The sequence below is a fragment of the Stenotrophomonas sp. PvP093 genome, assembly GCF_017876915.1.
GTDB classification, from domain to species: domain Bacteria; phylum Pseudomonadota; class Gammaproteobacteria; order Xanthomonadales; family Xanthomonadaceae; genus Stenotrophomonas; species Stenotrophomonas muris.
Genome location: NZ_JAGIOX010000004.1, coordinates 920,133 through 946,645, shown reverse-complemented (window position 1 = coordinate 946,645; position 26,513 = coordinate 920,133). Strand labels below are relative to the sequence as shown.

The window sequence follows — 26,513 nt, the reverse complement described above, 5'->3', positions numbered from 1 at the left end:
GGAGAGCTCCAATGCCGGTCCAGGTGCAGTCGTTCTTCCACCGTGACAGCAACACCTTCAGCTACCTGGTCAGCGACCCGGCCAGCGGCGAGGCGGCGCTGATCGATCCGGTCCTGGACTACGACCCGGACACCGACGCCAGCAGCGAATCACCGCTGCGCGCGGCATTGCAGGCCATCGAACAACAGGGCCTGCAGCTGCGCTGGCTGCTGGAGACCCATGCCCACGCCGACCATGTGTCGGCCGGGCGCCGGCTCAAGCAGCGCTTTCCGCAGGCCACGCTGGCCATCGGTGAAGGCATCCGTGCGGTGCAGGCGACGTTTGCGCCACGCTATGGCCTGCAGCTTCCGGGCGCCGATGAAATCTTCGACCACCTGTTCAGTGACGGCGAGACCTTCACTTTGGGCGAACTGCGCTGCCAGGTGATCGCCGTGCCTGGCCACACCAGCGACAGCATCGCCTACCTGATCGACGATGCGCTGTTCACTGGCGACTCGCTGTTCATGCCCGACGGCGGCACTGCCCGCTGCGACTTCCCCGGCGGTGATGCCGCACAGCTGTACCGCTCGATCCAGCGCCTGCTGGCCCTGCCGGATGCCACCCGCGTTTTCGTCTGCCACGACTACGGCCCGGGCGGCCGCGACTTCGCCAACGAAACCACCATCGGTGAACAGCGCGCGCACAACATCCACGTGCACGACGGCGTGGCCGAGGCGGAGTTCGTCAGCGTGCGCCAGGCCCGCGATGCGACGTTGGAAGAACCGAAGCTGATGCAGCCTGCGGTAAAGGCCAATATTCAGGGCGGGGCCTGACGTACGCCCGGCAGAGCCCGGCGCCATCGGTTTCCATCACGGACCGCCAGTGTTCATTTTCCCTGCATCCGCACCACGTGCTGGCCCTTCACGATCTCGAACGTGAAGGCGTACTGCAGGGTGACCGCTACCGGCTCGACGCGCTCGGCGCCCCGGCAGTCACCGCGGTCGGCAGGCACCTTGCCCGCCGCGAAGTGGCAGACCGCTGCGGACGAGTACTTCCACATCGCTACGGCTTCCTGGGCAGCCTGCAGCAGGGGCGCATTCTCGCCCGCAGCACCTGCCGCGCACTCCGGACGATCGGTCAATGGCAGGCTTCGCTCCACGGCGCCATTGGCATCAACCACCACCTGCAGGCAGATCGTGGTCGGTGCCAGTTCCGCGCGCGGGTCACGATCGCCAACCTCCGGGTCCGGTGCCGCGTACAGCTGGGGCATCCGGTAGCCTTCGGTCGCACCCAGCGAATACACCTGCAGCTGTCCACCGCCGCTGCCCGCCTGCGGCTGCAGGCGCTGGTGGCCGACATTTTCGCTGCGGGTATCCACCGTGGTCAGGCGGTCCTGGCTCGCACACCCCACCAGCAGCGCTGCCGCCATGATCAGCGCAGCGGACTTCATTGGGTGTCCTCGGTGTTGTCCATGGCGAACGTGATCGGAATCTTCACCGCCGCTGCAACCGGCTTACCGTTCTTCATCGCCGGCCGATAGGTCCAGCTGCGTGCCGCAGCGATCGACACCGCATCGAACACGCCCGGATTGGTGGCACTGAGCACGCGGACATCGCTGGGACGCCCCTGCGCATCCACCTCCACGCGCAGGTTCACCACACCTACCTGGCGCTGCTCGAACGCGGATTTTGGATAGGACGGCGGTGGCATCCTGTCGATCTGGATCGGACGGTCCAGCCCAGCCTTGGCCGCATCTTCTTCCGCGTGCTCGAACGGCTCGACACCGATCCCCGGGCTCCCAACCGCGCCGCCCTGGCTGGCCCATGCCACCGCGCCCATGCCCACACACAACCCGACCACCAGCACCTGCCCGGACACCCACGGCAATGCCTTCCGCTTGGACTGCTTCAACATGGCGATACGCTCCTTCAACACGGGTTGGCTGCGCCAATGGCAGACCGCGGGCGCAACCGGGTGGACCAGCTGCGCCTTCAGCAGCGTGCTGGCGTAGAGGCCGCGCAGCGCCGGCTGCGGGGCCATGGTGCGGGCATCGCAGGCCAGTTCCTGGTCGCGCAGGAAGCGGCCCGCAGCCCACGGCAGAAGCGGGTGGAACCAGAACACCGCGCGCACCAGCAGCAGCGCACCGTTGGCCCAGTGATCGCCATGACGGTGATGGCTGCGCTCGTGCTGCAGGATCAAGCTCTGTTCCTGTGCGGTGAACTGCAGGTCGAAGTCGGGACCAACCACGATGCGTGGGCGCCACAGGCCAACCAGCGCGGGCAAGCCGGGATCGCCGCTGGCCTGCCAGCTGCCATCGGTGCGCGGCGTCAGTGGGCCCATGCTCCGTTCGAAACGATGTTGTGCGTGCAGGTCGCGCAACAGGCGGATGCCCGCGCCCAATGCCCACAGCGCGAACAACAGCCCGGCCCATGGCAGCGAGGGCCCGCTCAGGGCATCGAGGGCACCGGGCATCACTTTCAGCGGCAGCGTGGGTACCTGCTGCAACACCGCAACCTGTGGCAATGGCAGCGTCAGGGCCACCAGCAGCAGCGGCAGCAGCCACCAGCTGCGGTAGGCCAGCCCAGCGCCCCCCAACCGCACCAGCAGCGGTCGCAGCACCGCCAGCAGGACCACACCCACGGCCAGCCACAAGCTGGCCCGCCACAGTCCGTCGAGCAGCTCAGTCATGGTCCAGCTCCTGGATCAGCTTCTTCAGTTCGGCGATGTCCTGCGCGCTCAGCTGGCCGCGTTCGCTGAAGTGCGCGACCAGCGGCGCCACGCGCCCTTCGAAGACACGGCCGATGAAGTCCTGGCTCTGCGCCTCCACCCACGCCTGTCGCTGCAGCAGCGGCCGGTACAGGTAACGCCGTCCATCGCGCTCGGCAGTGATCGCGCCCTTGGTCAGCAGGCGGTTGAGCAGGGTCTTGATGGTCGGCTCGGCCCAGTCGCGATGGGCCAGCGCGGCCACCACGTCATCGGCACTACGCGGTGCCTGCTGCCACAGCACCTCCATCACGACGGCCTCGGCTTCGCTGATCGGGGTCATGGTTTACATCCGTAATCGACATATTGATTACGCGCGTAATCGAACTGCCTGTCAAGCCCCTCGACTCCGGGTTCATCCCGGCTGCGCCAGCATCGGTTCCTCCCGCCCCTGGCCCCGGATGAAAGCACTGCCGAAGAAGGATTTCCCGGTCGAGCAGGCCCGCCGCTTCTTCGAACCCGGCCCGATCGTGCTGGTCAGCACGGCATGGCGCGGCCAGCGCAACCTGATGACGATGGGCTGGCACATGGTCATGGGCTTCTCGCCTTCACTGGTCGCCACCTACCTGTGGGGCGCAAACCACAGCCACGCGTTGGCGCGCGGCAGCGGCGAGTGCGTGATCAACGTGCCCGGGGTGGAGCTGCTCGATACCGTGGTGGACATCGGCAACTGCAGCGGCCGCGAGGTCGACAAGTTCGCCCGTTTCGGGCTCGACGCACTGCCCGCGCGTGAGGTCGGCGCGCCACTGGTCGGCCAATGCCATTCGTGCTTCGAATGCCGCCTGTACGACGACAGCCAGGTGGCAGCGAGCAATCTGTTCATCTGGGAAATCGTGCACGCCCATGTTGCGCCCCGGCCGAAACTGCCGCGCACGGTGCATTACCGCGGCGATGGGCAGTTCATGGTGGCCGGCGCGGAAGTCTCGCGTCGACGGCGGTTCAAGCCCGACATGCTGTAATGCCCGCACTCCCCCGACGCAGGACCGCCGCGCATGACCGAACACCTCACCGACCTGGACGCCGCCGTCGACTGGTTGTTTGCGCGCGTGGACGGGCCGCTGCGGATCGGGGCACCGCTGGCACTGGGCAAGCCGCATCGGCTGCTCAATGCCCTCTACGCGCGCGTCGAGCACGATCCGTCGCGGCCGCTGCAGCTGTATACCGCGCTGTCGCTGAATCCGCCGAAGGCGCGGGGCAACGGCCTGGAAGCCCGCTTCCTGGCACCGTTCGCGCAGCGCCATTTCGGCGACGACTTCCCGCGCCTGGCCTATGCCGATGCGATCGCGCGCGACGCGTTGCCTGCACATGTGCAGGTGGAAGAGTTCTACATGCAGTCCGGCGCCCTGCTCGGCTCGCGCCAGGCGCAGTCCAGCTATACCAGCCTGAACTACACCCACGCCGCCGGTGCGGTGGCGCAGCGCGCGCCACAGGTGATCGTGCAGAAAGTGGCGATGCGCCCGAACGACCGCCGGCTTTCCCTGTCGTGCAACAACGACATCACCCAGGACACGCTGGACGCGATGACCGCACGTGGCCTGCCGCGTCCGCTGCTGATTGCCGAGATCGATCCCCAGTTGCCCTACCTGGGCGGCTCGGCCACGGTCGATGTCTCGTTCTTCGATCTGGTGATCACCCCACCGCCGCCGTACCCGGCGCTGTTCGGGCTGCCGCGGCAGCCGGTCGGCGATGCCGACTACGCCATCGGCCTGTACGCCAGCACGCTGGTGCGCGATGGCGGCACGCTGCAGATCGGCATCGGTACGCTGGCCGACGCGCTCAGCCATGCGCTGGTGCTGCGCCACACCGACAACGCGCGCTACCGCCGCGTGCTGCACGCGCTGGATCCGCAGCTGGCCAGCCACCCGCTGGTGCAGGAGATCGGCGGCGTGGACCCGTTCGAAGTGGGCCTGTACGGCTGCAGCGAGATGCTCAACGAGGGCTTCCGCAGGCTGGTGCAGACCGGGGTGATCAAGCGCAAGGTACACGATGACCTGGCGCTGATGCAGCGCATCGAGAACGGCAGCACGCTGTCGATCGACCACGCCACCCTGGCGGCCGAAGGTGAGTACCTGCACGGCGCGTTCTACCTGGGCTCGCCGGAATTCTACGAGTGGCTGCGCACGCTGCCGGAGGACGAGTGCCGTGCGATCGGCATGCGCCGCATCAGCGAGATCAACCAGCTGTACGGCGGCAACGAAACGCTGGAACGCCTGCAGCGCCGCCATGCGCGCTTCTTCAACTCCTGCATGATGGCCACCGCGCTGGGCGCGGCGGTGTCCGACGCGCTGGACGATGGACGCGTGGTATCCGGTGTGGGCGGCCAGTACAACTTCGTGGCGATGGCACATGCCCTGCCGGAAGCCCGCAGCGTGCTGATGTTCCGTGCCGCGCGCGATGACAAGGGCCGACGCGAATCCAACGTGCGCTGGAACTACGGGCACACCACCATTCCGCGCCACCTGCGCGACATCTACCTCAACGAATACGGCATTGCCGACCTGCGCGGACTGACCGACGAGGACTGCGTGCATGCGATGACCGCAATCACTGAGGCCCCGTTCCAGGGCGGCCTGCTGCAGCAGGCGCACGCCTCGCGCAAACTGCTGGCGGTCGCGCAACCGGATCCGCAGCGGCAGCAGCGCAATACGCCGCAGGCGCTGACAGCGGCGCTGGCCCCGTTCCGCGCCGATGGCAGCCTGCCGGACTATCCGCTGGGCAGTGACTTCAACGAGATCGAGCAGGTGCTGGTGAAAGCGCTGGCGTGGCTGAAGGCCAATACGCAGACCCGCGGCGACAAGCTGCGTACCGTCTGGGCAGCACTACGGCAACCGGCCGGCGACGGCGATGCGGTGTACCTGCAGCGCATGGGCCTGCAGGCACCGAAGGATTTCGCCGAACGCCTGGACGCGCGCCTGCTGCGCCTGGCACTGGCACGCACCGCCTGAGAAAAGGGGACGGAGGGGATTAAGTCGTTTGTGCACAAACGACTTAATCCCCTCCGTCCCCTTTTTCCTGCGGCAAAGAAAAGGCCGGCGTGCGCCGGCCTTTCCTCATTACGTCGCAATGCTGCTTACAGCGCCTTGGCGGCTTCCACCACGTGCGCGGTGGTGATGCCGAAGTGCTTGTACAGCTGGTCGGCCGGGGCGGAGGCACCGAAGGTGTCGATACCGATCACGGCACCGTCCAGGCCGACGAACTGGCGCCAGAAGCCGGTGACACCGGCTTCCACGGCCACGCGCTTGCGCACCGCGTTCGGCAGCACCGATTCACGGTAGGCCGCGTCCTGGCGCAGGAACACGTCGGTGGACGGCATCGAGACCACGCGGGTCTTGAGGCCAGCCGCATCCAGCTGGGCCTTGGCTTCGGTGGCCAGCGAGACTTCCGAACCGGTGGCGATCAGGATCACATCCGGGGTACCGGCGGCATCGGCCAGCACGTAACCGCCGCGCTCGATCTGCGCGATCTGCTCGGCGCTGCGCGGCTGGTGCGGCAGGTTCTGGCGGCTGAACACCAGGCAGCTCGGGCCGTCCTGGCGGGTGATCGCGGCCTTCCAGCTCACCGCCGACTCGACCGCATCGCACGGACGCCACACGTCGTTGTTCGGGATGTAGCGAAGCGAGGCCAGGTGCTCCACCGGCTGGTGGGTCGGGCCGTCTTCGCCCAGGCCGATCGAGTCGTGGGTGTAGACGTGGATGGCGTGCGCCGGGATCAGCGCGCTCATGCGCACGCCATTGCGGGCGTAATCGCTGAACACCAGGAAGGTGGCGTCGAACGGAATGAAGCCACCGTGCAGGGCCAGGCCGTTGGCAATGGCGGTCATGCCGAACTCGCGCACGCCGTAGTACACGTAGTTGGCGTTGGCGTCGTCGCTGGCAACCGATTTGCTGCCCTTCCAGAGGGTCAGGTTGGAGTGCGCCAGGTCGGCCGAACCGCCGACGATTTCCGGCAGCAGCGGGGCATAGGCTTCGATGGCCAGCTGCGAGGCCTTGCGCGAGGCGATCGTCGGGCCTTCCGCGGCCACCTGGGCGATGTACGCATCGGCCTTGGCAACGAAGTCGGCCGGCAGTTCGCCATGCGAGCGGCGGGTCAGTTCGGCTGCTTCAGCCGGGTACTGGCTGGCGTACTTGTCGAACAGCTGTTCCCACTCGGCCTGGCGCAGGGTGCCGGCGCCATTGGCGCGCCAACCGTCGTAGATCGCCTGCGGGATCTCGAACGGGCCGTATTCCCAGCCCAGCTGCTTGCGGGTGGCTTCCAGCTCGTCCTTGCCCAGCGGTGCACCGTGGCTGGATTCCTTGCCCGCCTTGTTCGGCGAACCAAAACCAATGGTAGTGCGGCAGCAGATCAGGGTCGGCTTGTCGCTCTGCGACAGCGCGGCCTCGATGCCGGCCTTGATGCTGTCCGGGTCATGGCCATCGACGTCGCGGACCACGTTCCAGCCATAGGCCTCGAAACGCTCCGGGGTGTTGTCGGTGAACCAGCCCTCGACGTTGCCGTCGATGGAGATGTGGTTGTTGTCCCAGAAGCAGACCAGCTTGTGCAGGCCCCAGGTACCGGCCAGTGAGGCCGCTTCATGCGACACGCCTTCCATCAGGCAGCCATCGCCCATGAACACCCAGGTGCGGTGGTCGACCACTTCCAGCTCCGGGCGGTTGAAGCGCTGTGCCAGCAGCTTCTCGGCCAGGGCGAAGCCCACGGCATTGGCGAAACCCTGGCCCAGCGGGCCGGTGGTGGTCTCCACGCCCGGGGTCTCGTGGCGTTCCGGGTGACCGGCGGTGTGGCTGCCCAGCTGGCGGAACAGCTTCAGCTGCTCGATCGGCAGGTCGTAGCCGCTCAGGTGCAGCAGCGCGTACTGCAGCATCGAACCGTGGCCGTTGGACAGCACGAAACGGTCGCGGTTGAACCAGTGCGGGTTGCTCGGGTTATGGCGGAGGTAGTCGTTCCAGAGGACTTCGGCGATGTCGGCCATGCCCATGGGCATGCCGGGGTGGCCGGACTTTGCGGTTTCAACCGCATCGGCGGCAAGGAAGCGGATGGCGTTGGCCAACTGGCGACGGGTAGGCTGCGTCATGGTTCTGTCGGAATCGGGAGGCGGCCGCGGACGTGCGGGCGGCCTATTGTCCCATAGTCGCCGGGCGGGGGGTCAGTTCACCTTGCCCGGTCGTGCCGGCCGCTGGCCCGCAAGGACGTGATCTCCGCCGGATTCCGCATGTGAAAAGGGGCCGGAGCCCTTTCCCCTGAGGAAAGGAATCCGACCCCGATCAGGTCGCCAGGAGGGGCGTTGGACTCAGTCCTGCTGCGGACCCAGCGCCGGGCCATCGTGCGACTCGCCCTTGGCCACCAGCGTGGTCAGGGCCAGGTCGCCGGTCACGTTCAGCGCGGTACGGCACATGTCCAGGAAGTGATTCACGCCCAGGATCAGGCCGATGCCCAGCGGGTTCACACCGACCATCGCGCAGATCATCGCCACCACCGGCAGCGATCCCGACGGCACGCCGGCGGTACCGATGCCACCGAGGATGCAGACCGCCATCACCATGATCTGCTGGCCGATGCTCAGGTCCACGCCGAAGAACTGGGCCAGGAAGATCACCGTCACACCCTCGAACAGCGCGGTGCCGTTCTGGTTGGCGGTGGCACCCACGGTCAGCACGAAGCGCGACACGCGCTGCGGCAAGCCCATCTGGTCGGCCACGCGCAGCGCGGTCGGCAGGGTGGCATTGCTGGAGGCGGTGGAGAACGCCATCACCGTTGCTTCCTGGGTATCGCGGAAGAACGACAGCGGCGAGCGGCCGGACAGCCACACCGCGGTACCGTAGGTCACGATCATGTGCAGACCCAGCGCCAGCACCACCACGCCCACATAGGCACCCAGGCGGATGATCAGCTCGAAGCCGAACAGCGCGGCCAGGTTGAACATGAAGCAGGCCACCGCATAAGGGGCCAGGCGGATGACCAGGTTGATCAGGGTCATCGAGATTTCGAACACGCCTTCGATGGCGCGGCGCAGCGGGGCAACCTTTTCATTGTCGGTCAGCACCATGCCGATGCCGAACATCAGCGCGAAGAACATCAGCGACAGGATCGCGCCGTTGTCCGACGCGGCCTGCAGCACGTTGCTCGGCACGATCGACAGCAGCATGTCCATGCCCTTCGGCGTGCCGTGGATGCCAGCGACGATTTCCTTGCTGCGCTCGGCGTTCTCCGAGAGCATCAGTGCCGCAGTCTGCGGATCGACGCCCGCGCCCGGCTTGAGCAGGTTGACCAGCACCAGGCCGATGCCCACCGCGATGCCGGACAGCAGCACGGTGTAGGCCAGGGTCTTCCAGCCGATGCGGCCGAGGGCGCGGATGTCGCCCATCTCCGACACGCCCATGATCAGCGCCGAGAAGATCAGCGGCACGATCAGCATGAAGATCAGGTTGAGGAACAGGCCCGACGCCGGGGTGGTGACGTAGTCCATTACCCACTTGGCACCAGCCTGCAGACCATCGACGCTGCCGCCCAGGGCGTGCACGATCAGTCCCAGGACCAGGCCGATCGCAAAGCCGATGCCCATCTTCCAATGCAGGGGCAACTTCTTCTTGTCGGCAGCAGCTGCTGTCATACGCGGGTTTCCTCGAAAAATGAATGCACTCTAACAAAGCGCGCAAGCGGCGCCGGTTCAGGTTCGCCGCGGCGGATACAGCGGCGCCAGGTCAGTGTCGGCGGTGCCCGCAGCCGCCGACCAGTGCGGTCCGTCACGGAAGACCTCGCGCAGGCGCGTGCGCAGCGGCGCCAGATCCCCCTGCCCGCCCCACCGCGCCTGCTGCAGGTCCTGTAGCACTTGACGCTGGGCTGCATCCCCAAGCCGCGCGATGACCTGCTCGATGCGTTCCACACCAGCCATCGCACACAGCTGTGCTTCCACCTGGTCGAAGCCCTCGCCATCCAGCGCGCGGCGCAGTTCTGCCAGGCCGGCACGCCCGCCCGCCGCAGTCGGCACAGAGGCCTTGCCCGCTACTGGCGCCACTGCGCGCGGGCGCCGACCTCGCTGCCAGCCCCACAGGAGAGTCAGCACCCACAGCAACGCCAGGCCGATGGCCGCCGCCATCCACGGCCACGGACGCTCGGACAGGCCGCTGGCACGCGGATCGGTCGCGGCGATGCGGCTGTCCTGGCCATCGGCGCCCGGCAGCGCGGCATCGGTGTCGATCGGCGGCAATGGCGCCGGTGAGGCAGTGCCGGTGCCGGTGCCGGCCGCGACGGCCAGCGTCAGGTCCGGCAGCTTCGCCTCCTGCGCCTTGCCGTTACGCACATCCCACCAGGGCAGGCGCGGCCCCGGCACCACCAGCGAACCCGGCTGGCGCGGCACGATCGAATAGCGGCGGGTGATCTTCAGGCGCGGCGTGCTGCCGTTGAAGGTCTCTTCGTACTGTGCCGGTTCGGCGAACACCTGCGCATTGGTGCCGACATCCGGCACCGGCAGGTCGGTGAACTGCGCGCGCGTCGCGCCTTCGGCAACCGCTTCGACCACCACGTTGGCGGCCTCACCGGTGCGGGCACTGGTCGGCGCACTGGTGTAGCGCAGCTGCAGGCTCTGCAGTGGCAGCCACGGGTGCGGGGCCTGCGCCGGCTGTGCCTGCACCTGCAGCGTGCGGTCTGCGCCGGTGGCATTCATGCGGCCATCGCCACCGCCGAAGAAGTCGTCGAAGAAGCCACCCGCACTGCGCCCACTGAAACGGGCACCGGCCAGGCGCAACGCGCCGCTGCGCTCGGGGATCAGCAGGAAACGCCGTTCGACCACGTTGTAGCGGCGCCCGTTGACCTGGCGTACATCGGTGCGGTCGTCGCCCACACGCTGCAACGACGCGCCCGCCGGGGTATCCAGCACCAGCTCGCCGGAGGCCAGCTGCGAGGCGAAGTACAGCCGCACCACCACGCCCACGCTCTGCTGCACATACGGCGTATCGTCATCGACAACGGTTTCGATGAAGGCCATCGCATTGCTGTCGGGCCCCGCCACGGCCGCCGCATCGACCTGCAGCGTCAGCGGTGCGGTGCGCACACTGCCCACCTGCAGGCCCGGTACCACCAGCGCACCACTACGTCGTGGTGTCAGCGCCACGCCATACAGGTTGCGCTGCTGCATGCTGCCATTGCTCCATTCCACCTGGCGGCTGCTGGTCTGCCCGCTCAGGTCGAAGTCGGTGCGCAATGGCGTGAAGTCAGGGGCGCCCTGGTCGCTCTCGATATTGAGCGTGGCCGTGTCGCCCATCGCGATGCGGTCGCGGTCCAGCCACGCGCGCGGCTGCGCCCAGGCCAGCAGCGGCAGCCACAACAGCAGCGCCGCCAGTACCTGTCGAGGCCAGTGCCCGTGCATGTTGATCGACCGCGTCATCGCCCTTCCCTCTTCCTGCGTTCGTTTTCCAGCTGGAACTTGGCCCGCAGCAATGCGCCCGGATCATCCGGCACACGCCGCATCCATGCCTCCACCGCCTGTTGCTCCTCGCGCTGGCGCGGCGTGCGGCCCTCACCACCCGGCACTGGCTTGCCGCCCTTGCCGGCCTCACCCTCGCGTGCCTGCTGCATCGCCTGCTGCATGCGCTGGCGCTGCTGTTCATCGGCCTGCGCCTGCGCCTTGGCATCTTCCACCTGCGGCGGTGCCTGCTGGCCATCGCGGCCACGTTCGCCAGGCTGAGGCTCCGACTGCGCGTTGTTGTCACCCGCCTTGGGCTGGCCCTGCTGGCCCGACGGCGGCTGGCCCTGGCCGGGTTGCTGCTGGCCCTGCTTCGGCTGTCCCTGTGGGTTCTGTTGGCCCTGCGGGCCCTGCGGTTGTTTCTGCTGCCCGTTCTGCGGTGGCTTCTGTTGATCCGGGCCTTGGCCGCCCCCGGATGGCCTGCGCTTGCGTGCAGCATCGACCACGGCGCGGTTGGCCACTGCATCGGCCATGCCCGGATGCAGCGCCAGTGCGCGGTCGTAGGCGGCGATCGCTTCGTCGTAGTTGCCTTCGCGTGCCAGCGTGTTGGCCAGGTTGTACCAACCGGCATCGCTGTCGATGCCTTCGAACTGTCTGCGTGCAGTGGCGAAGTCGCCCTTGCGGTAGGCCTGAACCCCCTCGGCCAGGCGTTGATGCTGCAGCTGGTCGCTGCGCTTCCACAGCGTGCCCTGCGCCGGCTGCGAGACAGGCGTCGCAGGGGCCTGCGCCTGCGCGTCATTCATCCATGGCAGCAGACCCACCGCGAGCACCGCAGCCAGCACCGCGCGTCGGCGGAAGGCCAGCAATGCCAGCAGCATCACCGGCGGCAGCAACCAGAAGCCTTCGTCACGCCACTGCTTGCCTTCGCCCGGCCGCTGCGCCGCCGTGCCGTCGCGCGCGTCGAGTACACCGAGCGCACGCAGATCGCTGTCATCGGCAGAGATGCGCGCATAGCGGCCGCCACCGGCAGTGGCGACTGCACGCAGGCTGCCCTCATCCAGCGCGGCCTGGCGGATCTGCCCATTGCCATCGCGGTAGGCCGCACCGGCAGGCGTGCCCAGGCCCAGCACCGACACCTGCAGGCCCAGGCTGCGTGCCTGCGCCGCCGCCAGTGCAGCTTCGCTGTCCGCCTGATCGCTGACCAGCAGGATCTGCCCCTGCAGCGCGCCGATCTGCCGCATCAAGCGTGTCGCCCAGTCGATGCCGCGGTCGGCACGCTGGCCATCACGCGGCATCACGTCCGGCGACAGCGCATCCAGATACAACGCAACATTGCTGCCGTCGTCGGTCAGCGGCGCCACGGTGTAGGCATCATCGGCATACACCACCAGCCCCACCTGCCCGCCCTGGCGCGCGCGCAGCAGCTCGCCCACTTTCGCCCGCGCCTGCAGCAGGCGCGACGGCGGAAGATCGGTTGCCGTGATCCGGCTGGACAGGTCCAGCACCACCAGCAGCGGTGCGCTGGCCTGGAACATCGGTTGTGCCTGCTGGCGCCAGCTCGGCCCGGCCATGGCCAGCGATGCCAGTGTCCAGCCCAGCAGCAGCGCCCATGGCAGGCGCACTCGCCGCTTCGCGCCCGCGGCCAGCAGATGTGGCAACAGGTGTGCGTCCACCGCCTGCCGCCACGCATCACTGCGTCGCTGCCGGTACACCGCGAGCGCGAGGATCAGGGGCAACGCCAGCAGCGCCCACAACCACTCTGGTCGCAGGAAGTGCAATGCGCTCCAATCGGGGAGATTCGAAGCAAACGCGATCATCGGCGACGCTCCGGCCACAGCCAGGCCAGCACGCCCAGCAGCAACGCCAGCCCCAACGGCCAGGCATAGCGTTCTTCGCGCGGACGCAGGCTCGGCCCCTTCGCGGCGACCGGCTCCAGGCGATCGAGCTCGGCGTAGATCCCGGCCAGCTGCGCGGTGTCACGCGCGCGGAAGAACTGGCCACCGGTCATGCTGGCGATCTTCTTCAGGGTGGCCTCATCGACCGGATCCTGGTCGGTGGAAATCGGGATACCAAACAAGCGCATGCTGCCATCGCCGCCGAATGCAACCGTGTGGATGCGCACGCCTTCGGCGCGCGCGACTTCCGCGGCGCGCAGCGGCTCCAGCACACCGGCGTTGCTGACACCATCGGTCAACAGGATCAGCACGCGCTGTCCCTCCGGCTGGCTGCGCAGGCGCTTCACCGCCAGGCCGATGGCATCACCGATGGCGGTCTCGCGCCCGGCCAGGCCGACCACGCTGTCGCGCAGCTGATCGCGCACGCTGGCCAGGTCTGCGGTAAGCGGCGTAAGCGTGTAGGCGCGATCACCGAAAATCAGCAGGCCGACGCGGTCGCCGGCACGACGATCCAGGAAGTCGGCCAGCACGGCCTTGGCCGCGGTGAGGCGATCAACCGCCTGGGCTCCCAGCACCATGTCACCCTCGCCCATGCTGCCGGACACGTCCATCGCCAGCATCATCTGCCGGCCCTGCTGCGGCGGCGTGATGGCTTCGCCCAGCTGCTGCGGCCGTGCCAGCGCGATGCACAGCGCGCACCAGCCCAGCCATAGCAGCAGCGTGCGCAGCCACGACACGTCGACGCGGCCCCCACCGGACAGCGCTTCGAGCTCGGCGGCGGCGTAGGGCACACGCAGCGCGGCGCCCGGTTCTGCACGGCGCTTCCACCAGCGCATCAGCAACGGCAACGGCAGCGCGAGCAATGCCAGTGGCCATGCCAGCTGCAGGTCCGGCCATGGCCAATAGGTCGTCCAGAGGTTCATCGGCGGCGCTCCAGCAGCATCGCCAGATAGCGCTCGCGGGCCCAACTGCGCACGGCCGCCACGTCGCTGCTGTCGACGCGTGGGCGATACGCGCCTTCGGCCAGCAGGCTGCGACGCGCATCGGGCAACGTGCCCTGCGGGTCTACACGCTGCCACCAGGCATCATCGCGCAGCGATTCACTGCCCGGCTTTGCACGGCGTGCGGCACGGCGCAGCAATCCGGCAATGGCCGCCAGTTCGGCCGCAGCGTCGGTGGTGGCTGCCAGTTCACTATCGAACAGCTGCAACCAACGCTGGCGGCGACGGCGACGCCGCCACATCAGCACGGCGATCACCAACAGCACCAGCACCACCGCCGCGCCGACCATCAGGTAACCGGGGGCAGGCGGCCACCATGAAGGTGCCGGTGGCAACTGCACATCGCGCAGCGGCAGCGCGGCGCTCACGCCGGCACCTCGGTCGGTGATGGCGCCAGCCACGCGTCGCTGGGCGCATCCGTGGACAGCACCTGCACATCGACACGGCGTGCGCCGAGCTGGCGCCGCAGTTCCTGCAGCGGTTCGACGAAGTGTGCCTGCCAATGCGCCTGCACTTCACTGCGGCGCAGGTCGAGGCCGATGCGCTGCTGTGCGGTCTGGAACTGCAGCGCCGCCGAGGGGGGATGCAGTTCCAGCGGATCAACCAGCAGCACCAGGCTGAGATCGTGATGCTGGGCCAGCGCGCTCCAGCGCGCGGGCGGAATGCGGATGGCCTGCTGCGGATCGGCCAGCACCAGCATGCGTGCCCCCGGGCGCAGCACGCGACCGGCATGATCCAGTGCACGCGCCAGGCCCAGATCGTCGACCGGCGGCTGTGCATACCAGCGGGTCAGCGCGTCGAGCACGCGCAGCACGCCGCGTGGCCCGCCCGCAGGGGCAATCGGCGCTTCGCGGTCACTGCCGCGCAGCGCACCCACGCGGTCGCCGCGGCGCTGCGCCGACCACGCGGCAACCGCACCGGCACGGGCGGCCTGCACCGATTTGAAGCGCACGCGCGTGCCGAAGTACAGCGCCGGCGACGTATCGGCCACGATCAGGCTGACCCGCTCGCGCTCGGCCTGGAACAATTTGGTATGGGCGCGGCCGGTGCGCGCAGTCACGCGCCAATTGATGTGGCGCGCGTCGTCGCCAGCTACATATTCGCGCGACTCGGCGTATTCCATGCCGCGGCCGCGCAGTTGGGACGGTGCCTGGCCCGCGTTGCCGGTGCGGCCACGGCGCGGCGGCGGCGGACGCTGTGCCAGCCGCCGTAGCGCGACCAGTTCGGCCAGCTGCGGGCGCAGCCCGTCACCTTCGAGCGCGGACGGTGCCTGTTCCAGGGATGGATCGGTCATGCGCAGGCTCAGGGTGCCGGCACCCGGGCCAGCAGCTCCTGCACCAGGCGCTCGCCGTCCCAGCCCTCGGCGGTGGCTTCATAGCTGGGCAGCACGCGATGGCGCAGCACGTCGGCGGCGACTGCACGCACGTCGTCGGGCGTGACGAAGTCACGGCCGGCCAGCCACGCCCGCGCACGGGCACAGCGCTCCAGTGCGATGGAACCGCGCGGGCTTGCCCCCCAGGCGATGCGGCGGCCGAGGCCGGCGTCGTAGCGCGCGGGATCGCGCGAGGCCAGCACCAGTTCGATCAGGTAGCGCTCAAGTGCCGGTGCCATGTGCAGGTCCAGCACTTCGCGGCGGGCGTCGAACACGTCCTGCATCGGCATCTTGTCCGGCGCCGGCGCAGCCTCGCCCAATGCACCACGGGCACGCTCACGGGCCAGCCGCAGGATTTCCGATTCGGCGGCCTGGTCCGGGTAACCGATGCGCACATGCATCAGGAAACGGTCCAGCTGCGCTTCCGGCAGCGGGAAGGTGCCCTCCTGCTCGATCGGGTTCTGCGTGGCCATCACCAGGAACAGCGGCGGCAGCGCATAGGTATGGCGGCCAACCGTGACCTGGCGCTCGCCCATGGCCTCCAGCAGCGCCGACTGCACCTTGGCCGGTGCCCGGTTGATCTCGTCGGCCAGCAGGATCGGGTGGAAGATCGGGCCGGGCACGAACTCGAAGCGGCCCTCCTGCGGGCGCCAGATCTCGGTGCCGGTGAGGTCGGCCGGCAGCAGGTCGGGGGTGAACTGCACGCGGGCAAAGTCTGCTTCCAGGCGCGAGGCCAGTGCACGGATCGCCGTGGTCTTGGCCAGGCCCGGCGCGCCCTCCACCAGCAGATGGCCGTCGGCCAACAATGCAATCAGCAGGCGTTCGACCAGTGCCGCCTGGCCGACGATCTCGGCCGACAGCGCGTCGCGCAGCTGGGTGAACGCCGCATGCAGGCGGGAGGTGGCCGGCGCGGGCGGCGGCGAGACGGTTTCGGGCATCGGCGGTGGCAGGTTCATGGGGGCCTTTGACCGGCGCAGGACGGCACGGGTTCCCGACATCATCGCAGGGTGCCCTGCGATTGGCATCAAGAACCGCTGAACAGCCGTCCACGCTGGGCATGGATCTGCTTAGTGCATGCCGCCAGCCCAAACGGAGAAGGGCCGCACGGGGCGGCCCTTCTTCGAAGACTCCGGTGCGACGGCTCAGTTCTGCTTGGCCACGCGCAGCACCTTCGGGGTGACGAACACCAGCAGCTCGGCCTTGTCCTTGTTGCGACCGCGCTTCTTGAACAGGTTGCCCAGGAACGGCACGTCGCCCAGGAACGGCACCTTGCTGATGCTGTTGCGATCGGTGAACTCGTAGACGCCACCGATCACCACGGTCTGCCCATCCTCGACCAGCACCGCGGTGTTGACTTCGCGTCGGTTGATCGACGGCACGGTGCCGTAGCCCTCCAGCTGGATCAGCTGGTCGACTTCGTCCTTCTTCACCTGCATGTTGAGGAACACGCGGTTGTCGTTGGTGATGGTCGGGGTGACCTTCAGCTCCAGCACCACTTCCTTGAACTGGACGTTCGGGGTCGCCACGCCGCCAGCGGTACCACCGCTGATGGTGACGTAGCCGATTTCCTTGCCCTGCTTGATCATCGCTTCGCGCTGGTTGGTGGTGACCACGCGCGGGTTGGAGATCACCTCGCCTCGCGACTCCTGCTGCATGGCCGACAGCTCCACGTCCAGCAGGTAACCGGCATTGAGGATGGACAGTGCCAGCGAACCCGGGTTGCTGGCGGCAGCCACCGGCAGGTTCCAGTTCAGGCCACGGGTGATCGCCGAGCCGGACTTCACCGGCGGCGGGCCGACCCGGCCACCGGCTACCCAGTCACGCTCGGCCTTGGCATTGGCCAGGTCGGTCGCAACCTGCGACTCACGGGTCTTCGCATTGGCATCCAGGCTACCGCTGAAGTACACGTTGTCGCGGCTGCCGCTGACACCGAACTTCGCGCCCAGCTCGCGGGCGAAGGTGTCGGTAGCGATGACGATGCGGCTTTCGATCAGCACCTGGTCGACCGGGCGGTCGATCACGTTGATCAGCTCGCGCATGCGCGCGATCTTCTTCGGGATGTCGCTGATCATCAGCGTGTTGGTGCGCTCGTCGGCCACGATGCGGCCGCGCGAGGACAGGAAGCCACTGTCTTCCTGCGAGGAGCTGCCCGAACCACCACCACTGCCACCACCACCGCTGCCGCCGATGCCCTTGGCCTCGGTCAGCGCTTTGAAGATCTGCGTGGCGCTGTGGTAGTTGATCTGGATGTAGTCGGTCTGCAGGTCTTCGCGGTTCTCGATGGCGATGCGCGCGTCTTCCTTTTCCTGCTCGAACTTGGCCAGTTCGGCCTGCGGCGCCACCCAGATCACGCTGCCGTCGCGACGCTTGTCCAGGCCCTTGGCGCGCAGGACGATGTCCAGCGCCTGGTCCCACGGCACATTGACCAGGCGCAGGGTCACGTTGCCCTGCACCGAGTCGGACGCCACCACGTTCAGGTTGGACTCCTCGGCGATCAACTGCAGCACGGTGCGCACCGGCACGTCCTGGAAGTTGAAGGTCACCGGCTTGCCGGTGAAGCCGCGCTGGCCGACGGCCTTGGCCGCCTGGGTGACGCTGCCGGCGGTGACCGCACCCACGGCGGCCTGGGCCTGGCGCGGGCTGATCTCGACCACGTATTCGTTGCCGCTCTGGTAGGCCAGCGACTCCACCGCGCCACCGGTGCTCAGCACCAGCTGGGTGCCGGCGCCCGACGGCTTGGCGTCGATGCGCTGTACCGGCGTGGCGAAGTCGGTGACGTTCATCGGCTTCTGCAGGTTGGCCGGCAGTCGGGCATTGCCGACGTCGACCACCACGCTGTTGCCCTGCGTGCGCAGGTCAGGGATCGCGCCCTGCCCGTCGAACTGCACGATCAGGCGCCCGGCGCCGTCATCGCCACGCTTGAAATCGATCTTGGCCACCGACAGGCCCGCCGGCGCGGCGGCCGGTGCCACGGTGGCGCCCACCGGCTTTTCCGCCGGTGCGGCAGCCAGCGCCGGAGCGCAGGCCAGCATCAGCGCGACTCCCAGCGCGCTGACACGGTTCAAGGTAGAGCGCCGGATGGGACGCAGCCCCTTGGCTTGGTGAAAGGTCATCGTGCTATCCCCAGTAAACGATCATTGATCTTCAAGCGAGAGCGTTGCCGGCCGTTCCAGCCAGCCACCCGCGCCATCCGGCACCAGTTCGATCAGCTCCACGCGGTCTTCGAAGACCGCCGTGACCCGCCCGTCGCTCTGCCCCAGGTAACCGCCCGGGCGAACCCGGTAGGTGACCTTGTCCGGCCCCATCACCAGCGCCACGGTACCTGCGCCGGTACCGATGGTGCCGACCATGTCCAGCGCATCCAGCGGGAAGCCTTCCAGCGGCTCCTTGCGTCGGTTCGGGTCCGGTCGCAATCCGCCATTCCCCTGCTGCGGATTGGTCCAGGCATCGGTGAACGGATCGCGCATGCCCTGCGCGGAGTATTCGAAGGTCTCGAACTGCTGCATCACCGGCAGCGGCTCCAGCGGTTGCGCCGGTCGCGCGCGCTCGCCTTCCACCCACTTCTCAAGGTTCGGTGCGTCACCGGGCGTGCTGGTCACGCCACGGCCGCAACCAGCCAGCAGCAGCACAGCCAGCACCATCGCACCACGTACGGTCTGCGCGCGCATCACTTCTTGCCCTCCTTGCCAGCGTCGGCCGCCTGCTGCGCCTGCACCTCGGTCTCGTCCAGGTAGCGGTAGGTCTTGACCGTACCGGACAGTTCCAGTGCACCGCTGCGGACGTTGCCGCCGGTCTTTTCCTTGGGCTTGAGGTTGATGTCATGCATGGTCAGGATCACCACCCGCGGCAGCGAGGCCACGCCACTGACGAACGCGCCGAACTGGTGGTAACTGCCCACCATGCGCAGCTTGATCGGCTTCTCGGCGTAGAACTCCTTGATCTGCTCCTGCTCCGGCTCGAACAGCTCGTTGGTCAGGCCGCTGGACAGCGCGGTCTGCGAGATGTCGATGATCAGGTCGGGCATTTCGGTCTTGCTCGGCAGCTGCCGCAGCATCTGCTGCAGCACCTGCTCCATCTGCGCCAACTGCTGCTTCAGCGGCCCCAGGTTCACCGCGCGTTCCTGCTGCTTGGTGAACTCGGTGCGCAGCTCGACTTCCTTCGATTCCAGGCCGGCCAGTTCTTCGCGCTTGCCGCTGATCAGCAGCATCCACGCCACGAACATGATGACCAGCGCCAGCAACGAGCAGAAGACGATCTTGGCCTTCTGCGGCCAGTTGCCGATGTCGTTGAAATCCAGGTTCTTGATGTCGATCTTCTGGCTCATGCGCGGTCCCCCTGCAGCAGCGCATTGAAGGCCTGCGGCGGCTGCGCCAGGCGGCTGCCCTCAGGCTTCGGGGCAGGTGCCGGGGCCGGAGCGGCCGGTTGGTTCGGCTTGGCCGGAGCGGCCGACGGTGCAGCAGCCGGTGCGGCGGGAGCCGCTGCCGGCTGGCCCGCTGCCGGAGCCGCAGGCGTCGCGGCATCCGGACCTGCGGCCAACGGTGCCACCGGTGCCGGGGCAGCCGTCGCCACCGAGCCATCGGCGTTCAGGCCCGGCGTCGCCGACACCTCTTCGCTCTGTGCCGGCAGTTTCACCTTGACCACGAACACGTAGGGCAGCGCCTTGATGTCGGCCAGCGGGCCGGCCTTGCCGTCCTTGTCCTTCTCCGGGTCGCGCGCTTCGATGATCGACAGCTCCGGGTTGGTCATCCAGCCGGAGGTCTCCAGGTTGCGCATGTAGGCCGAAACGCGGGCGTTGGACTGGGTGCGGCCTTCCAGCGTCAGCACATCACCCTCCTGCTTCAGCGCGGTCAGCACCACACCGTCGGGGATGGTGCGCACCAGCGCGTCGAACAGGTGGACCATCTGCGAGCGCTTGGCCTGCAGTTCCTCGATCACCTTCTTGCGGGCCAGCAGGCGTTCCTTCTGCGCGTCGAGGCGATCGATCTCCTTGTTCTGTTCCTTGACCTTCTCGATCTCGGCTTCCAGATAGGCATTGCGGTCCATCTGGCCGCTCACCTGACGGTCGTAGTAGAACCAGATCATCAGCGACAGCAGCAGGCCACCGACGGCGGCCATGCCCAGCATTGCGTAGAACTCGCGCTGGCGTTGCTTGCGCCGCTCGGCGCGCCAGGGCAATAGATTGATGCGTGCCATCAGTCAAAGCTCCTCAGCGCCAGACCGGTCGCGATCATCAGCGCGGGGGCATCCTGGGCCAACGCATGCGCGTTCACCTTCGGCCCCAGGGTCATCTGCGCCAGCGGGTTGGCGACCACGGTCGGCACGCCCAGCTGTTCCTCGACCATCTCCGGCAGGCCACCGAGCACGGCGCAGCCGCCGGCCAGCACGATGTGATCGACGCGGTTGAACTCGCTGCCTGCGTAGAAGAACTGCAGCAGGCGGCTGATCTGCTGGACCGTGGCTTCCTTGAACGGCTCCAGCACTTCCATCTCGTAGCTTTCCGGCAGGCCGCCCTGGCGCTTGGCCAGCCCGGCTTCCTCGTAGCTCAGCCCGTAGCGGCGCATGATCTCATCGGTCAGCTGCTTGCCACCGAACACCTGCTCGCGGCTGTAGAGGCTGCGGCCGCCGCGCAGGACATTGAGGGTGGTCATGGTGGCGCCGATATCGACCAGCGCGACCACGCCGTCGATGGATACCGGCAGCTCGCTGGCGACCAGGGCGTAGGCGTTCTCGACCGCGAAGGCCTCCACGTCCATCACCTTGGCCTGCAGGCCACCGAGTTCCAGCGCCGACTGGCGCAGCTCGACATTCTCCGAACGCGACGCGGCCAGCAGCACCTGGACCATCTCCGGGTTGTTCGGGATCGACCCGATCACCTCGAAGTCCAGGTTCACTTCCTCGATCGGATACGGAATGTAGTTGACCGCTTCCAGCTCGATCTGGGCTTCCATGTCGTTTTCGTCGAGATCGGCCGGCATCGGGATCACCTTGGTGATCACTGCCGACCCCGCGACGGCGGCAGCGGCAGCGGCCAATTTGACCTTGCTGCCTGAACGGTTCATCGCCCGACGGATGGCCTCACCCACGGCCTCCACTTCAACGATGTTCTTCTCCACCACCGCATTCGGCGGCAGAGGTTCCACAGCGTAATGTTCCACGCGGAAACGATTGCCGCTGCGGGACAGCTGCAAAAGCTTTACCGCAGTCGAACTGATGTCGACGCCTACGAGCGGCGACTGACTTTTTGGGATGAGCCCCACGGTTTCTCCCCTGCCGACGGGCACTTGGACGCAAGACCTGCGCCCAAGCATTAATAACGTATTCTTAGCAAATGGCAACGGCCCTGCTGTGAATTCCTTCACGGATTCACCATGCAGCCCCTGACTGTTCCCCTTGCGCTCCCCGGTGCCGACCCCAGCCGGCACCTTGCGTAATCTATACTCTGCGACCACGAAATTCGCAATCGGAATCTGAACCCGATGACTCGACTCCGCCGCTGGCTGCGCTGGATCTTCCTGATTGTCCTGGTCCTGGCGCTGATCGGCGCGGCCGCCGTGGGCGGTCTGTACTATGCCGTTTCCTCCAAGCTTCCCGACGTGCAGACCCTGCGCGACGTGGAAATGCAGGAGCCGATGTACGTCTATGCTGCCGATGGCAAGCTGATGGCGGTGTTCGGCGAGACCCGGCGGACCCCGATCACCATGAAGGACGTGCCGGAGAAGCTGAAGCAGGCCTTCCTGGCCACCGAGGACGCCCGCTTCTACGAGCACGGCGGCGTGGACTACATGGGCATCGGCCGGGCGGTCTGGCTGCTGGCCACCACCAGCGACAAGCGCGTGCCGGGTGGCTCCACCATCACCCAGCAGGTGGCCCGCCAGTTCTTCCTCAGCTCCGAGTACAGCTACACCCGCAAGCTGGCCGAGATCCTGCTGGCGCGGAAGATCGAGTCCGAGCTGAGCAAGGACGAGATCTTCGAGCTGTACCTGAACAAGAGTTTCTTCGGCAACCGTGCCTACGGCGTGGCCGCTGCCGCCGAGTTCTATTACGGCAAGAAGCTGAACGAGCTGGACCTGGACGAGATGGCCTCGCTGGCCGGCATCCCCAAGTTCCCCTCGTCGGGCAATCCGATCTCCAACCCGGAACGTGCCCGCCAGCGCCGCGACAACTACGTGCTGCAGCGCATGGCCGACCTGAAGTTCGTCAGCCAGGCCGAGGCCGACGCGGCCAAGGCCGTGCCGATGCACGCCACCGCGCATGAGCCGCCGGTGCAGGTCGATGCCCCGTACGTGGCCGAGCTGGTGCGCCAGGAGATGATCGCCCGCTTCGGCGGCGACGTGGTCAACAAGGGCTATCACGTCACCACTACCATCGACTCCACCCTGCAGACCGCCGCGAACCAGTCGGTGCGCGACGGCCTGCTGCTGTACGACCACCGCCACGGCTGGCACGGCGTGGAGAAGCAGGTGCAGGTGGGTGCCGGCGAAGACGCCGCCGCCCTGGCCGAGCACCTGCGCGGCATGTACGGCCAGGCCGGCCTGCTGCCGGCGATCGTCGCCGGCACCGGCGCCGACGGCAGCGCCACCGTGGTGCTGGCCAACCGCAGCGAGATCGTGCTGCCGGCCGGGGCCGCCAAGTGGACCAACAAGACCCCGGGCAAGCTGGTGCAGCGCGGCGACATCGTGCGCGTGCGCGCCGGTGCCAAGGAAGGTGAGTGGCTGCTGGACCAGATCCCGCGCGGCCAGTCCGCGCTGGTCTCGCTGGATGCCCACAGCGGCGCGCTGAAGGCGCTGGTGGGTGGCTTCAGCTTCTCCGGCAACAAGTTCAACCGCGCCACCCAGGCCCGTCGCCAGCCGGGTTCGAGCTTCAAGCCGTTCGTCTACGCAGCCGCCTTCGACAAGGGCTACAACCCGGCCTCGATCGTGCTCGACGCCCCGGTCGTGTTCCGCGACCGCCGCGGCAAGACCTGGGCCCCGCAGAACGACGGCGGCGGCTTCCGCGGCCCGATGCGTCTGCGCGAAGCGCTGGTGCAGTCACGCAACCTGGTGTCGGTGCGCCTGCTCGATGGCATGGGCGTGGACTACGCACGCAAGTACATCAGCGAGTTTGGCTTTGCCGAATCGGAGCTGCCGCCGAACCTGTCGATGTCGCTGGGCACCGCCTCGCTGACCCCGCTGTCGGTGGCGCGCGGCTACGCCGTGTTCGCCAACGGCGGCTCGCGCGTGGACACCTGGCTGATCGACCAGGTCAATGACCGCGACGGCAGCCTGGTGTTCAAGGAAAACCCGGCGCTGGCCTGCCGCGACTGCGCCGGCAGCAGCGACCAGCCGGTCAACCAGGTGGTGGACGGCTTCAACTTCGGCGCTCCGGCCCCGAAGGTGGACCCGGCCGCCGCAGCCAAGGCCGAAGCCAAGGTCGAAACCCCGGCGGCACCGGCCAACCCGGATGCCCGCACAGCCCCGCGCGCGATCGACGCCCGCACCGCCTACCAGCTGGTATCGATGATGCGCGACGTGGTCCAGCGCGGTACCGGCGTCCAGGCCAAGGTGCTCGGCCGCGAGGACGTGGGCGGCAAGACCGGCTCCACCAACGACCACCGCGACGCCTGGTTCTCCGGCTTCGGTGGCCCGTACGTGACCACCGTGTGGGTGGGCCGCGACGACTTCCGCTCGCTGGGCTACCGCGAATACGGTGGCAAGGCCGCCCTGCCGATCTGGATCGACTACATGCGCACCGCGCTGAAGGACACCCCGATCGCGCAGAACGACCCGCCCAGCGGCATGGTCCAGGCCACCCTCAACGGCGCGACCGAGTGGGTGAAGGTGGAAGACATGGACCGCCTGACCGACTACGACCTGAACCTCAATACGCCGCAGGCCGACGCCGCCGCGTTCGACATCTTCTGAGGAATGGTCGGGTGGGTGCCAACCATGGGTTGATACCGATGCGGCTCTGGTAGAGGCCAACCTTGGTTGGCACCGATGCGGCTCCGGTAGAGGCCAACCTTGGTTGGCACCGATGCGGCTCTGGTAGAGGCCAACCTTGGTTGGCACCGATGCGGCTCCGGTAGAGGCCAACCTTGGTTGGCACCGATGCGGCTCCGGTAGAGACCAACCTTGGTTGGCGCCCCGTGCCGACCAAGGTCGGCACCTACCAAGGCGTTGGTGGCTGCCAACCGTTGGTTGGTACCGATGCGGCTCCGGTAGAGGCCAACCTTGGTTGGCGCCCCGTGCCGACCAAGGTCGGCACCTACCAGAGCGGTTGCCTCCGCCATACCCACGCGGATGTCACATCCTTGCGCTAGTCTGTAGCCAGGTCGCAACAGGAGTCATCGCATGCATCGCGCCCGTCAGCATGCTGCCAGCCAGACCCGCGAGCGGCGCCATCGCCTCGCCCACGAAGCCGCCCGCCTGATGGCCGAAGGCGGCATCCGCGACTACCACCAGGCCAAGTTGAAGGCCGCCAGCCGGCTCGGCATCCACGACGATGCCTCCCTGCCCCGCAACACCGAGATCGAAGACGCCCTGCGCGAGTACCAGCGGCTGTTCTCCGGCCCCCAGCACGGCAACGAACTGCAGCGCCGCCGCGAAGCCGCGTTGCGTGCGCTGGAGTTCCTGCACGGCTTCGCACCGCGCCTGGCCGGCCCGGTGCTGGAGGGCACCGCCGATGCCAACAGCCCCGTACAGCTGCACCTGCACAGTGACGACCCGGAAGCCGTGCACCGCTTCCTGGACGAGCACGGCATTCCCGCCGAATCGCGGACGCGCCGACTGCGGATGGACCGCGAACGGAGCCTGGACGTGCCGGTGTGGGTGTTCAGCGCCGAAGAGCTGACCTTCGACCTGGCCGTGCTGCCGTATGACGCCCTGCGCCAGGCGCCCTTGTCGCCGGTGGATGAGAAGCCGATGCGACGCGCGTCTGTCGCACAGTTGCGGCAGCTGCTGGCCGAGGCGGAGATCACCGCGTATATCGGGGGGTGACGGTTGCGCCGACCTTGGGTGGTTCCGGCCTTGGTGGGTGCGGACCGTTGGCCCGCACCGTGCATCAGGCGTGCGGACACCTGGCCCAAGAGCAGCCGAGCATGGCTCGGCTCTACAGTAGGCGCGCTGCCGGCTTACTTCTTCTGGTGGGTGCGGACCGTTGGTCCGCACGATGCATCGGGCATGCGGACACCTGGCCCAAGAGCAGCCGAGCATGGCTCGGCTCTACAGAAGGCGCGCTGCCTGCTTCCTTCTTCTGGTAGGTGCGGACCGTTGGTCCGCACTGTGCATCAGGCATGCGGACACCTGGCCCAAGAGCAGCCGAGCATGGCTCGGCTCTACAGAAGGCGCGCTGCCCTACCAGACATCATGGTGCTGCTCCTCCGTCTCATCGCCAAGCAGGCGCATCAGCCACGGTGCTCCCACCCGCTGCGGATACGCCATCATCATCCGCGCATGCATGTTCTGCAGATCGCCCAGCAACCAGGTCTGGTTGTAGACATCGCCGAACGGGTCCGACCACGCCGTCTGTATCCGCGCGCGCTCACCGCCGTTGAGGTTGGGCATCCTGTCCAACGGCACCTCCAGCACCGGCTCCAGCCCCCGGTTGATGGCCGCGTTCTCCGCCTCCGCCGCACGCATGAGCTCCAGCCGGTGGCTCACCTGCCAGCATGGGAAGGGGAAGCAGCTGCCCGTGGCTTCGATGTACGCCGCCATGTCGGCCAGCATGTGGGCTTTCAGCTGCCACACCCTCTCACTGTCCAGCAGTTGTCGCACCCGCAGTGTGCGCAGCGTTCCCGCGCGGACGTCTTCCGGCGTGGTGAACGGCTCGCCCGGTGTCGGGCCACCATGCCGCACCAGCACGATGCGGTGGATCGCTTCCTGGGTGATGTTCTCCACGCGCAGCGCGGCGGCCTCCGGATGCACGCGCGGTGGCGGCACGCTCGCCACCCGCCAGTGGTACCAGAGCACCAGCACCATGCCCACCAGGCACAACAAGGTGAACTGCACCCAGCGATCCAGATTGCGGGTGTAGTAGTAAAAACGCGCCCGCCACAGATAGAACGTGCGGTAGCTGATGAATCGGCTTACCCATCGATACATTGCCATCTCCTCGGCAAGGACCCCGGCGCG

22 protein-coding genes are annotated in these 26,513 nt (G+C 67.7%); 5 read left to right on the top strand and 17 right to left on the bottom strand.

The features are described 5' to 3' along the window. Positions 1 to 11: 11 nt before the first annotated feature. Entirely contained in the window at positions 12 to 812 is an 801-nt protein-coding gene (locus tag J3A72_RS06965; RefSeq protein WP_014648241.1) for an MBL fold metallo-hydrolase, read from the top strand. Between the two features lie 53 nt (positions 813 to 865). Here the strand turns inward: J3A72_RS06965 and J3A72_RS06960 are convergent, their stop codons facing one another. Genes J3A72_RS06960 through J3A72_RS06950 form a run of 3 tightly spaced genes read right to left on the bottom strand, consistent with a single transcriptional unit; the run spans position 866 to position 3,025 of the window. After that, positions 866 to 1,429, bottom strand: a complete 564-nt coding sequence (locus J3A72_RS06960) for a hypothetical protein (RefSeq protein ID WP_032962142.1) — start codon at positions 1,427 to 1,429, stop codon at positions 866 to 868. Next, on the bottom strand, positions 1,426 to 2,667 hold the full coding sequence (locus J3A72_RS06955) for a TonB family protein (protein ID WP_069118238.1): 1,242 nt from the start codon (positions 2,665 to 2,667) through the stop codon (positions 1,426 to 1,428). The genes J3A72_RS06960 and J3A72_RS06955 overlap by 4 nt, the downstream gene beginning before the upstream one ends. After that, positions 2,660 to 3,025, bottom strand: coding sequence for a BlaI/MecI/CopY family transcriptional regulator (locus J3A72_RS06950; protein ID WP_014648244.1), 366 nt, complete (start codon positions 3,023 to 3,025; stop codon positions 2,660 to 2,662). Before J3A72_RS06950 ends, J3A72_RS06955 begins: the two co-directional genes overlap by 8 nt. Positions 3,026 to 3,143: 118 nt before the next feature. On the opposite strand from J3A72_RS06950, the gene J3A72_RS06945 reads away from it, so the two are divergent. Next, positions 3,144 to 3,701 (top strand): flavin reductase family protein, encoded by a 558-nt coding sequence (locus tag J3A72_RS06945; RefSeq protein ID WP_075075802.1) that lies wholly within the window; start codon positions 3,144 to 3,146, stop codon positions 3,699 to 3,701. Between the two features lie 33 nt (positions 3,702 to 3,734). Then, entirely contained in the window at positions 3,735 to 5,687 is a 1,953-nt protein-coding gene (locus J3A72_RS06940; RefSeq protein WP_075075801.1) for an acetyl-CoA hydrolase/transferase C-terminal domain-containing protein, read from the top strand. A gap of 125 nt (positions 5,688 to 5,812) precedes the next feature. On the opposite strand, the gene tkt is transcribed toward J3A72_RS06940, so the two are convergent. The 13 genes from tkt to J3A72_RS06875 form a co-directional block, all read right to left on the bottom strand. Continuing rightward, positions 5,813 to 7,810 (bottom strand): transketolase, encoded by a 1,998-nt coding sequence (gene tkt, locus J3A72_RS06935; RefSeq protein WP_014648248.1) that lies wholly within the window; start codon positions 7,808 to 7,810, stop codon positions 5,813 to 5,815. A 216-nt stretch (positions 7,811 to 8,026) separates the two neighbouring features. Beyond that, the gene (locus tag J3A72_RS06930; RefSeq protein WP_014648249.1) at positions 8,027 to 9,346 is read right to left on the bottom strand and encodes a dicarboxylate/amino acid:cation symporter; all 1,320 of its coding nucleotides are present in this window, start codon (positions 9,344 to 9,346) and stop codon (positions 8,027 to 8,029) included. Between the two features lie 57 nt (positions 9,347 to 9,403). Continuing rightward, entirely contained in the window at positions 9,404 to 11,119 is a 1,716-nt protein-coding gene (locus tag J3A72_RS06925; protein WP_209571990.1) for a BatD family protein, read from the bottom strand. After that, the gene (locus J3A72_RS06920; RefSeq protein ID WP_075075996.1) at positions 11,116 to 12,954 is read right to left on the bottom strand and encodes a VWA domain-containing protein; all 1,839 of its coding nucleotides are present in this window, start codon (positions 12,952 to 12,954) and stop codon (positions 11,116 to 11,118) included. Before J3A72_RS06920 ends, J3A72_RS06925 begins: the two co-directional genes overlap by 4 nt. Continuing rightward, a complete protein-coding gene (locus J3A72_RS06915) occupies positions 12,951 to 13,955 on the bottom strand; it encodes a VWA domain-containing protein (RefSeq protein WP_014648252.1) in 1,005 nt (334 codons plus the stop codon). The genes J3A72_RS06920 and J3A72_RS06915 overlap by 4 nt, the downstream gene beginning before the upstream one ends. Continuing rightward, positions 13,952 to 14,401 (bottom strand): DUF4381 family protein, encoded by a 450-nt coding sequence (locus J3A72_RS06910; protein WP_014648253.1) that lies wholly within the window; start codon positions 14,399 to 14,401, stop codon positions 13,952 to 13,954. The genes J3A72_RS06915 and J3A72_RS06910 overlap by 4 nt, the downstream gene beginning before the upstream one ends. Continuing rightward, positions 14,398 to 15,327, bottom strand: coding sequence for a DUF58 domain-containing protein (locus J3A72_RS06905; RefSeq protein WP_075075997.1), 930 nt, complete (start codon positions 15,325 to 15,327; stop codon positions 14,398 to 14,400). The genes J3A72_RS06910 and J3A72_RS06905 overlap by 4 nt, the downstream gene beginning before the upstream one ends. Positions 15,328 to 15,335: 8 nt before the next feature. Continuing rightward, complete coding sequence (locus J3A72_RS06900) at positions 15,336 to 16,361, bottom strand: MoxR family ATPase (protein WP_014648255.1); 1,026 nt, start codon at positions 16,359 to 16,361, stop codon at positions 15,336 to 15,338. A 186-nt stretch (positions 16,362 to 16,547) separates the two neighbouring features. Then, a complete protein-coding gene (locus J3A72_RS06895) occupies positions 16,548 to 18,518 on the bottom strand; it encodes a type IV pilus secretin PilQ family protein (RefSeq protein WP_075075998.1) in 1,971 nt (656 codons plus the stop codon). A gap of 21 nt (positions 18,519 to 18,539) precedes the next feature. Beyond that, on the bottom strand, positions 18,540 to 19,073 hold the full coding sequence (locus J3A72_RS06890) for a pilus assembly protein PilP (protein WP_005418914.1): 534 nt from the start codon (positions 19,071 to 19,073) through the stop codon (positions 18,540 to 18,542). Beyond that, positions 19,073 to 19,729, bottom strand: coding sequence for a type 4a pilus biogenesis protein PilO (gene pilO / locus J3A72_RS06885; protein WP_005418916.1), 657 nt, complete (start codon positions 19,727 to 19,729; stop codon positions 19,073 to 19,075). Before pilO ends, J3A72_RS06890 begins: the two co-directional genes overlap by 1 nt. Further along, positions 19,726 to 20,598, bottom strand: coding sequence for a PilN domain-containing protein (locus tag J3A72_RS06880; protein ID WP_075075999.1), 873 nt, complete (start codon positions 20,596 to 20,598; stop codon positions 19,726 to 19,728). Before J3A72_RS06880 ends, pilO begins: the two co-directional genes overlap by 4 nt. Beyond that, positions 20,598 to 21,662: a pilus assembly protein PilM gene (locus J3A72_RS06875; RefSeq protein WP_345776746.1), complete on the bottom strand. Its 1,065-nt coding sequence runs from the start codon at positions 21,660 to 21,662 to the stop codon at positions 20,598 to 20,600. Before J3A72_RS06875 ends, J3A72_RS06880 begins: the two co-directional genes overlap by 1 nt. A 219-nt stretch (positions 21,663 to 21,881) precedes the next feature. On the opposite strand from J3A72_RS06875, the gene J3A72_RS06870 reads away from it, so the two are divergent. Both J3A72_RS06870 and J3A72_RS06865 read left to right on the top strand, forming a co-directional pair. Next, positions 21,882 to 24,305: a penicillin-binding protein 1A gene (locus J3A72_RS06870; RefSeq protein WP_075076001.1), complete on the top strand. Its 2,424-nt coding sequence runs from the start codon at positions 21,882 to 21,884 to the stop codon at positions 24,303 to 24,305. 429 nt (positions 24,306 to 24,734) lie between these two features. Then, the gene (locus J3A72_RS06865; protein WP_014648262.1) at positions 24,735 to 25,379 is read left to right on the top strand and encodes a hypothetical protein; all 645 of its coding nucleotides are present in this window, start codon (positions 24,735 to 24,737) and stop codon (positions 25,377 to 25,379) included. Positions 25,380 to 25,736: 357 nt separating this feature from the next. On the opposite strand, the gene J3A72_RS06860 is transcribed toward J3A72_RS06865, so the two are convergent. After that, the gene (locus tag J3A72_RS06860) at positions 25,737 to 26,483 is read right to left on the bottom strand and encodes a hypothetical protein (protein WP_075076029.1); all 747 of its coding nucleotides are present in this window, start codon (positions 26,481 to 26,483) and stop codon (positions 25,737 to 25,739) included. Between the last annotated feature and the right edge of the window lie 30 nt (positions 26,484 to 26,513).

Coding starts and splice junctions, on each gene's coding strand:
- J3A72_RS06965 (WP_014648241.1), top strand. CDS start 12: ATGCCGGTCCAGGTGCAGTCGTTCTTCCACCGTGACAGCAACACCTTC.
- J3A72_RS06960 (WP_032962142.1), bottom strand. CDS start 1,429: ATGAAGTCCGCTGCGCTGATCATGGCGGCAGCGCTGCTGGTGGGGTGT.
- J3A72_RS06955 (WP_069118238.1), bottom strand. CDS start 2,667: ATGACTGAGCTGCTCGACGGACTGTGGCGGGCCAGCTTGTGGCTGGCC.
- J3A72_RS06950 (WP_014648244.1), bottom strand. CDS start 3,025: ATGACCCCGATCAGCGAAGCCGAGGCCGTCGTGATGGAGGTGCTGTGG.
- J3A72_RS06945 (WP_075075802.1), top strand. CDS start 3,144: ATGAAAGCACTGCCGAAGAAGGATTTCCCGGTCGAGCAGGCCCGCCGC.
- J3A72_RS06940 (WP_075075801.1), top strand. CDS start 3,735: ATGACCGAACACCTCACCGACCTGGACGCCGCCGTCGACTGGTTGTTT.
- tkt (WP_014648248.1), bottom strand. CDS start 7,810: ATGACGCAGCCTACCCGTCGCCAGTTGGCCAACGCCATCCGCTTCCTT.
- J3A72_RS06930 (WP_014648249.1), bottom strand. CDS start 9,346: ATGACAGCAGCTGCTGCCGACAAGAAGAAGTTGCCCCTGCATTGGAAG.
- J3A72_RS06925 (WP_209571990.1), bottom strand. CDS start 11,119: ATGACGCGGTCGATCAACATGCACGGGCACTGGCCTCGACAGGTACTG.
- J3A72_RS06920 (WP_075075996.1), bottom strand. CDS start 12,954: ATGATCGCGTTTGCTTCGAATCTCCCCGATTGGAGCGCATTGCACTTC.
- J3A72_RS06915 (WP_014648252.1), bottom strand. CDS start 13,955: ATGAACCTCTGGACGACCTATTGGCCATGGCCGGACCTGCAGCTGGCA.
- J3A72_RS06905 (WP_075075997.1), bottom strand. CDS start 15,327: ATGACCGATCCATCCCTGGAACAGGCACCGTCCGCGCTCGAAGGTGAC.
- J3A72_RS06900 (WP_014648255.1), bottom strand. CDS start 16,361: ATGAACCTGCCACCGCCGATGCCCGAAACCGTCTCGCCGCCGCCCGCG.
- J3A72_RS06895 (WP_075075998.1), bottom strand. CDS start 18,518: ATGACCTTTCACCAAGCCAAGGGGCTGCGTCCCATCCGGCGCTCTACC.
- J3A72_RS06890 (WP_005418914.1), bottom strand. CDS start 19,073: ATGCGCGCGCAGACCGTACGTGGTGCGATGGTGCTGGCTGTGCTGCTG.
- pilO (WP_005418916.1), bottom strand. CDS start 19,729: ATGAGCCAGAAGATCGACATCAAGAACCTGGATTTCAACGACATCGGC.
- J3A72_RS06880 (WP_075075999.1), bottom strand. CDS start 20,598: ATGGCACGCATCAATCTATTGCCCTGGCGCGCCGAGCGGCGCAAGCAA.
- J3A72_RS06870 (WP_075076001.1), top strand. CDS start 21,882: ATGACTCGACTCCGCCGCTGGCTGCGCTGGATCTTCCTGATTGTCCTG.
- J3A72_RS06865 (WP_014648262.1), top strand. CDS start 24,735: ATGCATCGCGCCCGTCAGCATGCTGCCAGCCAGACCCGCGAGCGGCGC.
- J3A72_RS06860 (WP_075076029.1), bottom strand. CDS start 26,483: ATGTATCGATGGGTAAGCCGATTCATCAGCTACCGCACGTTCTATCTG.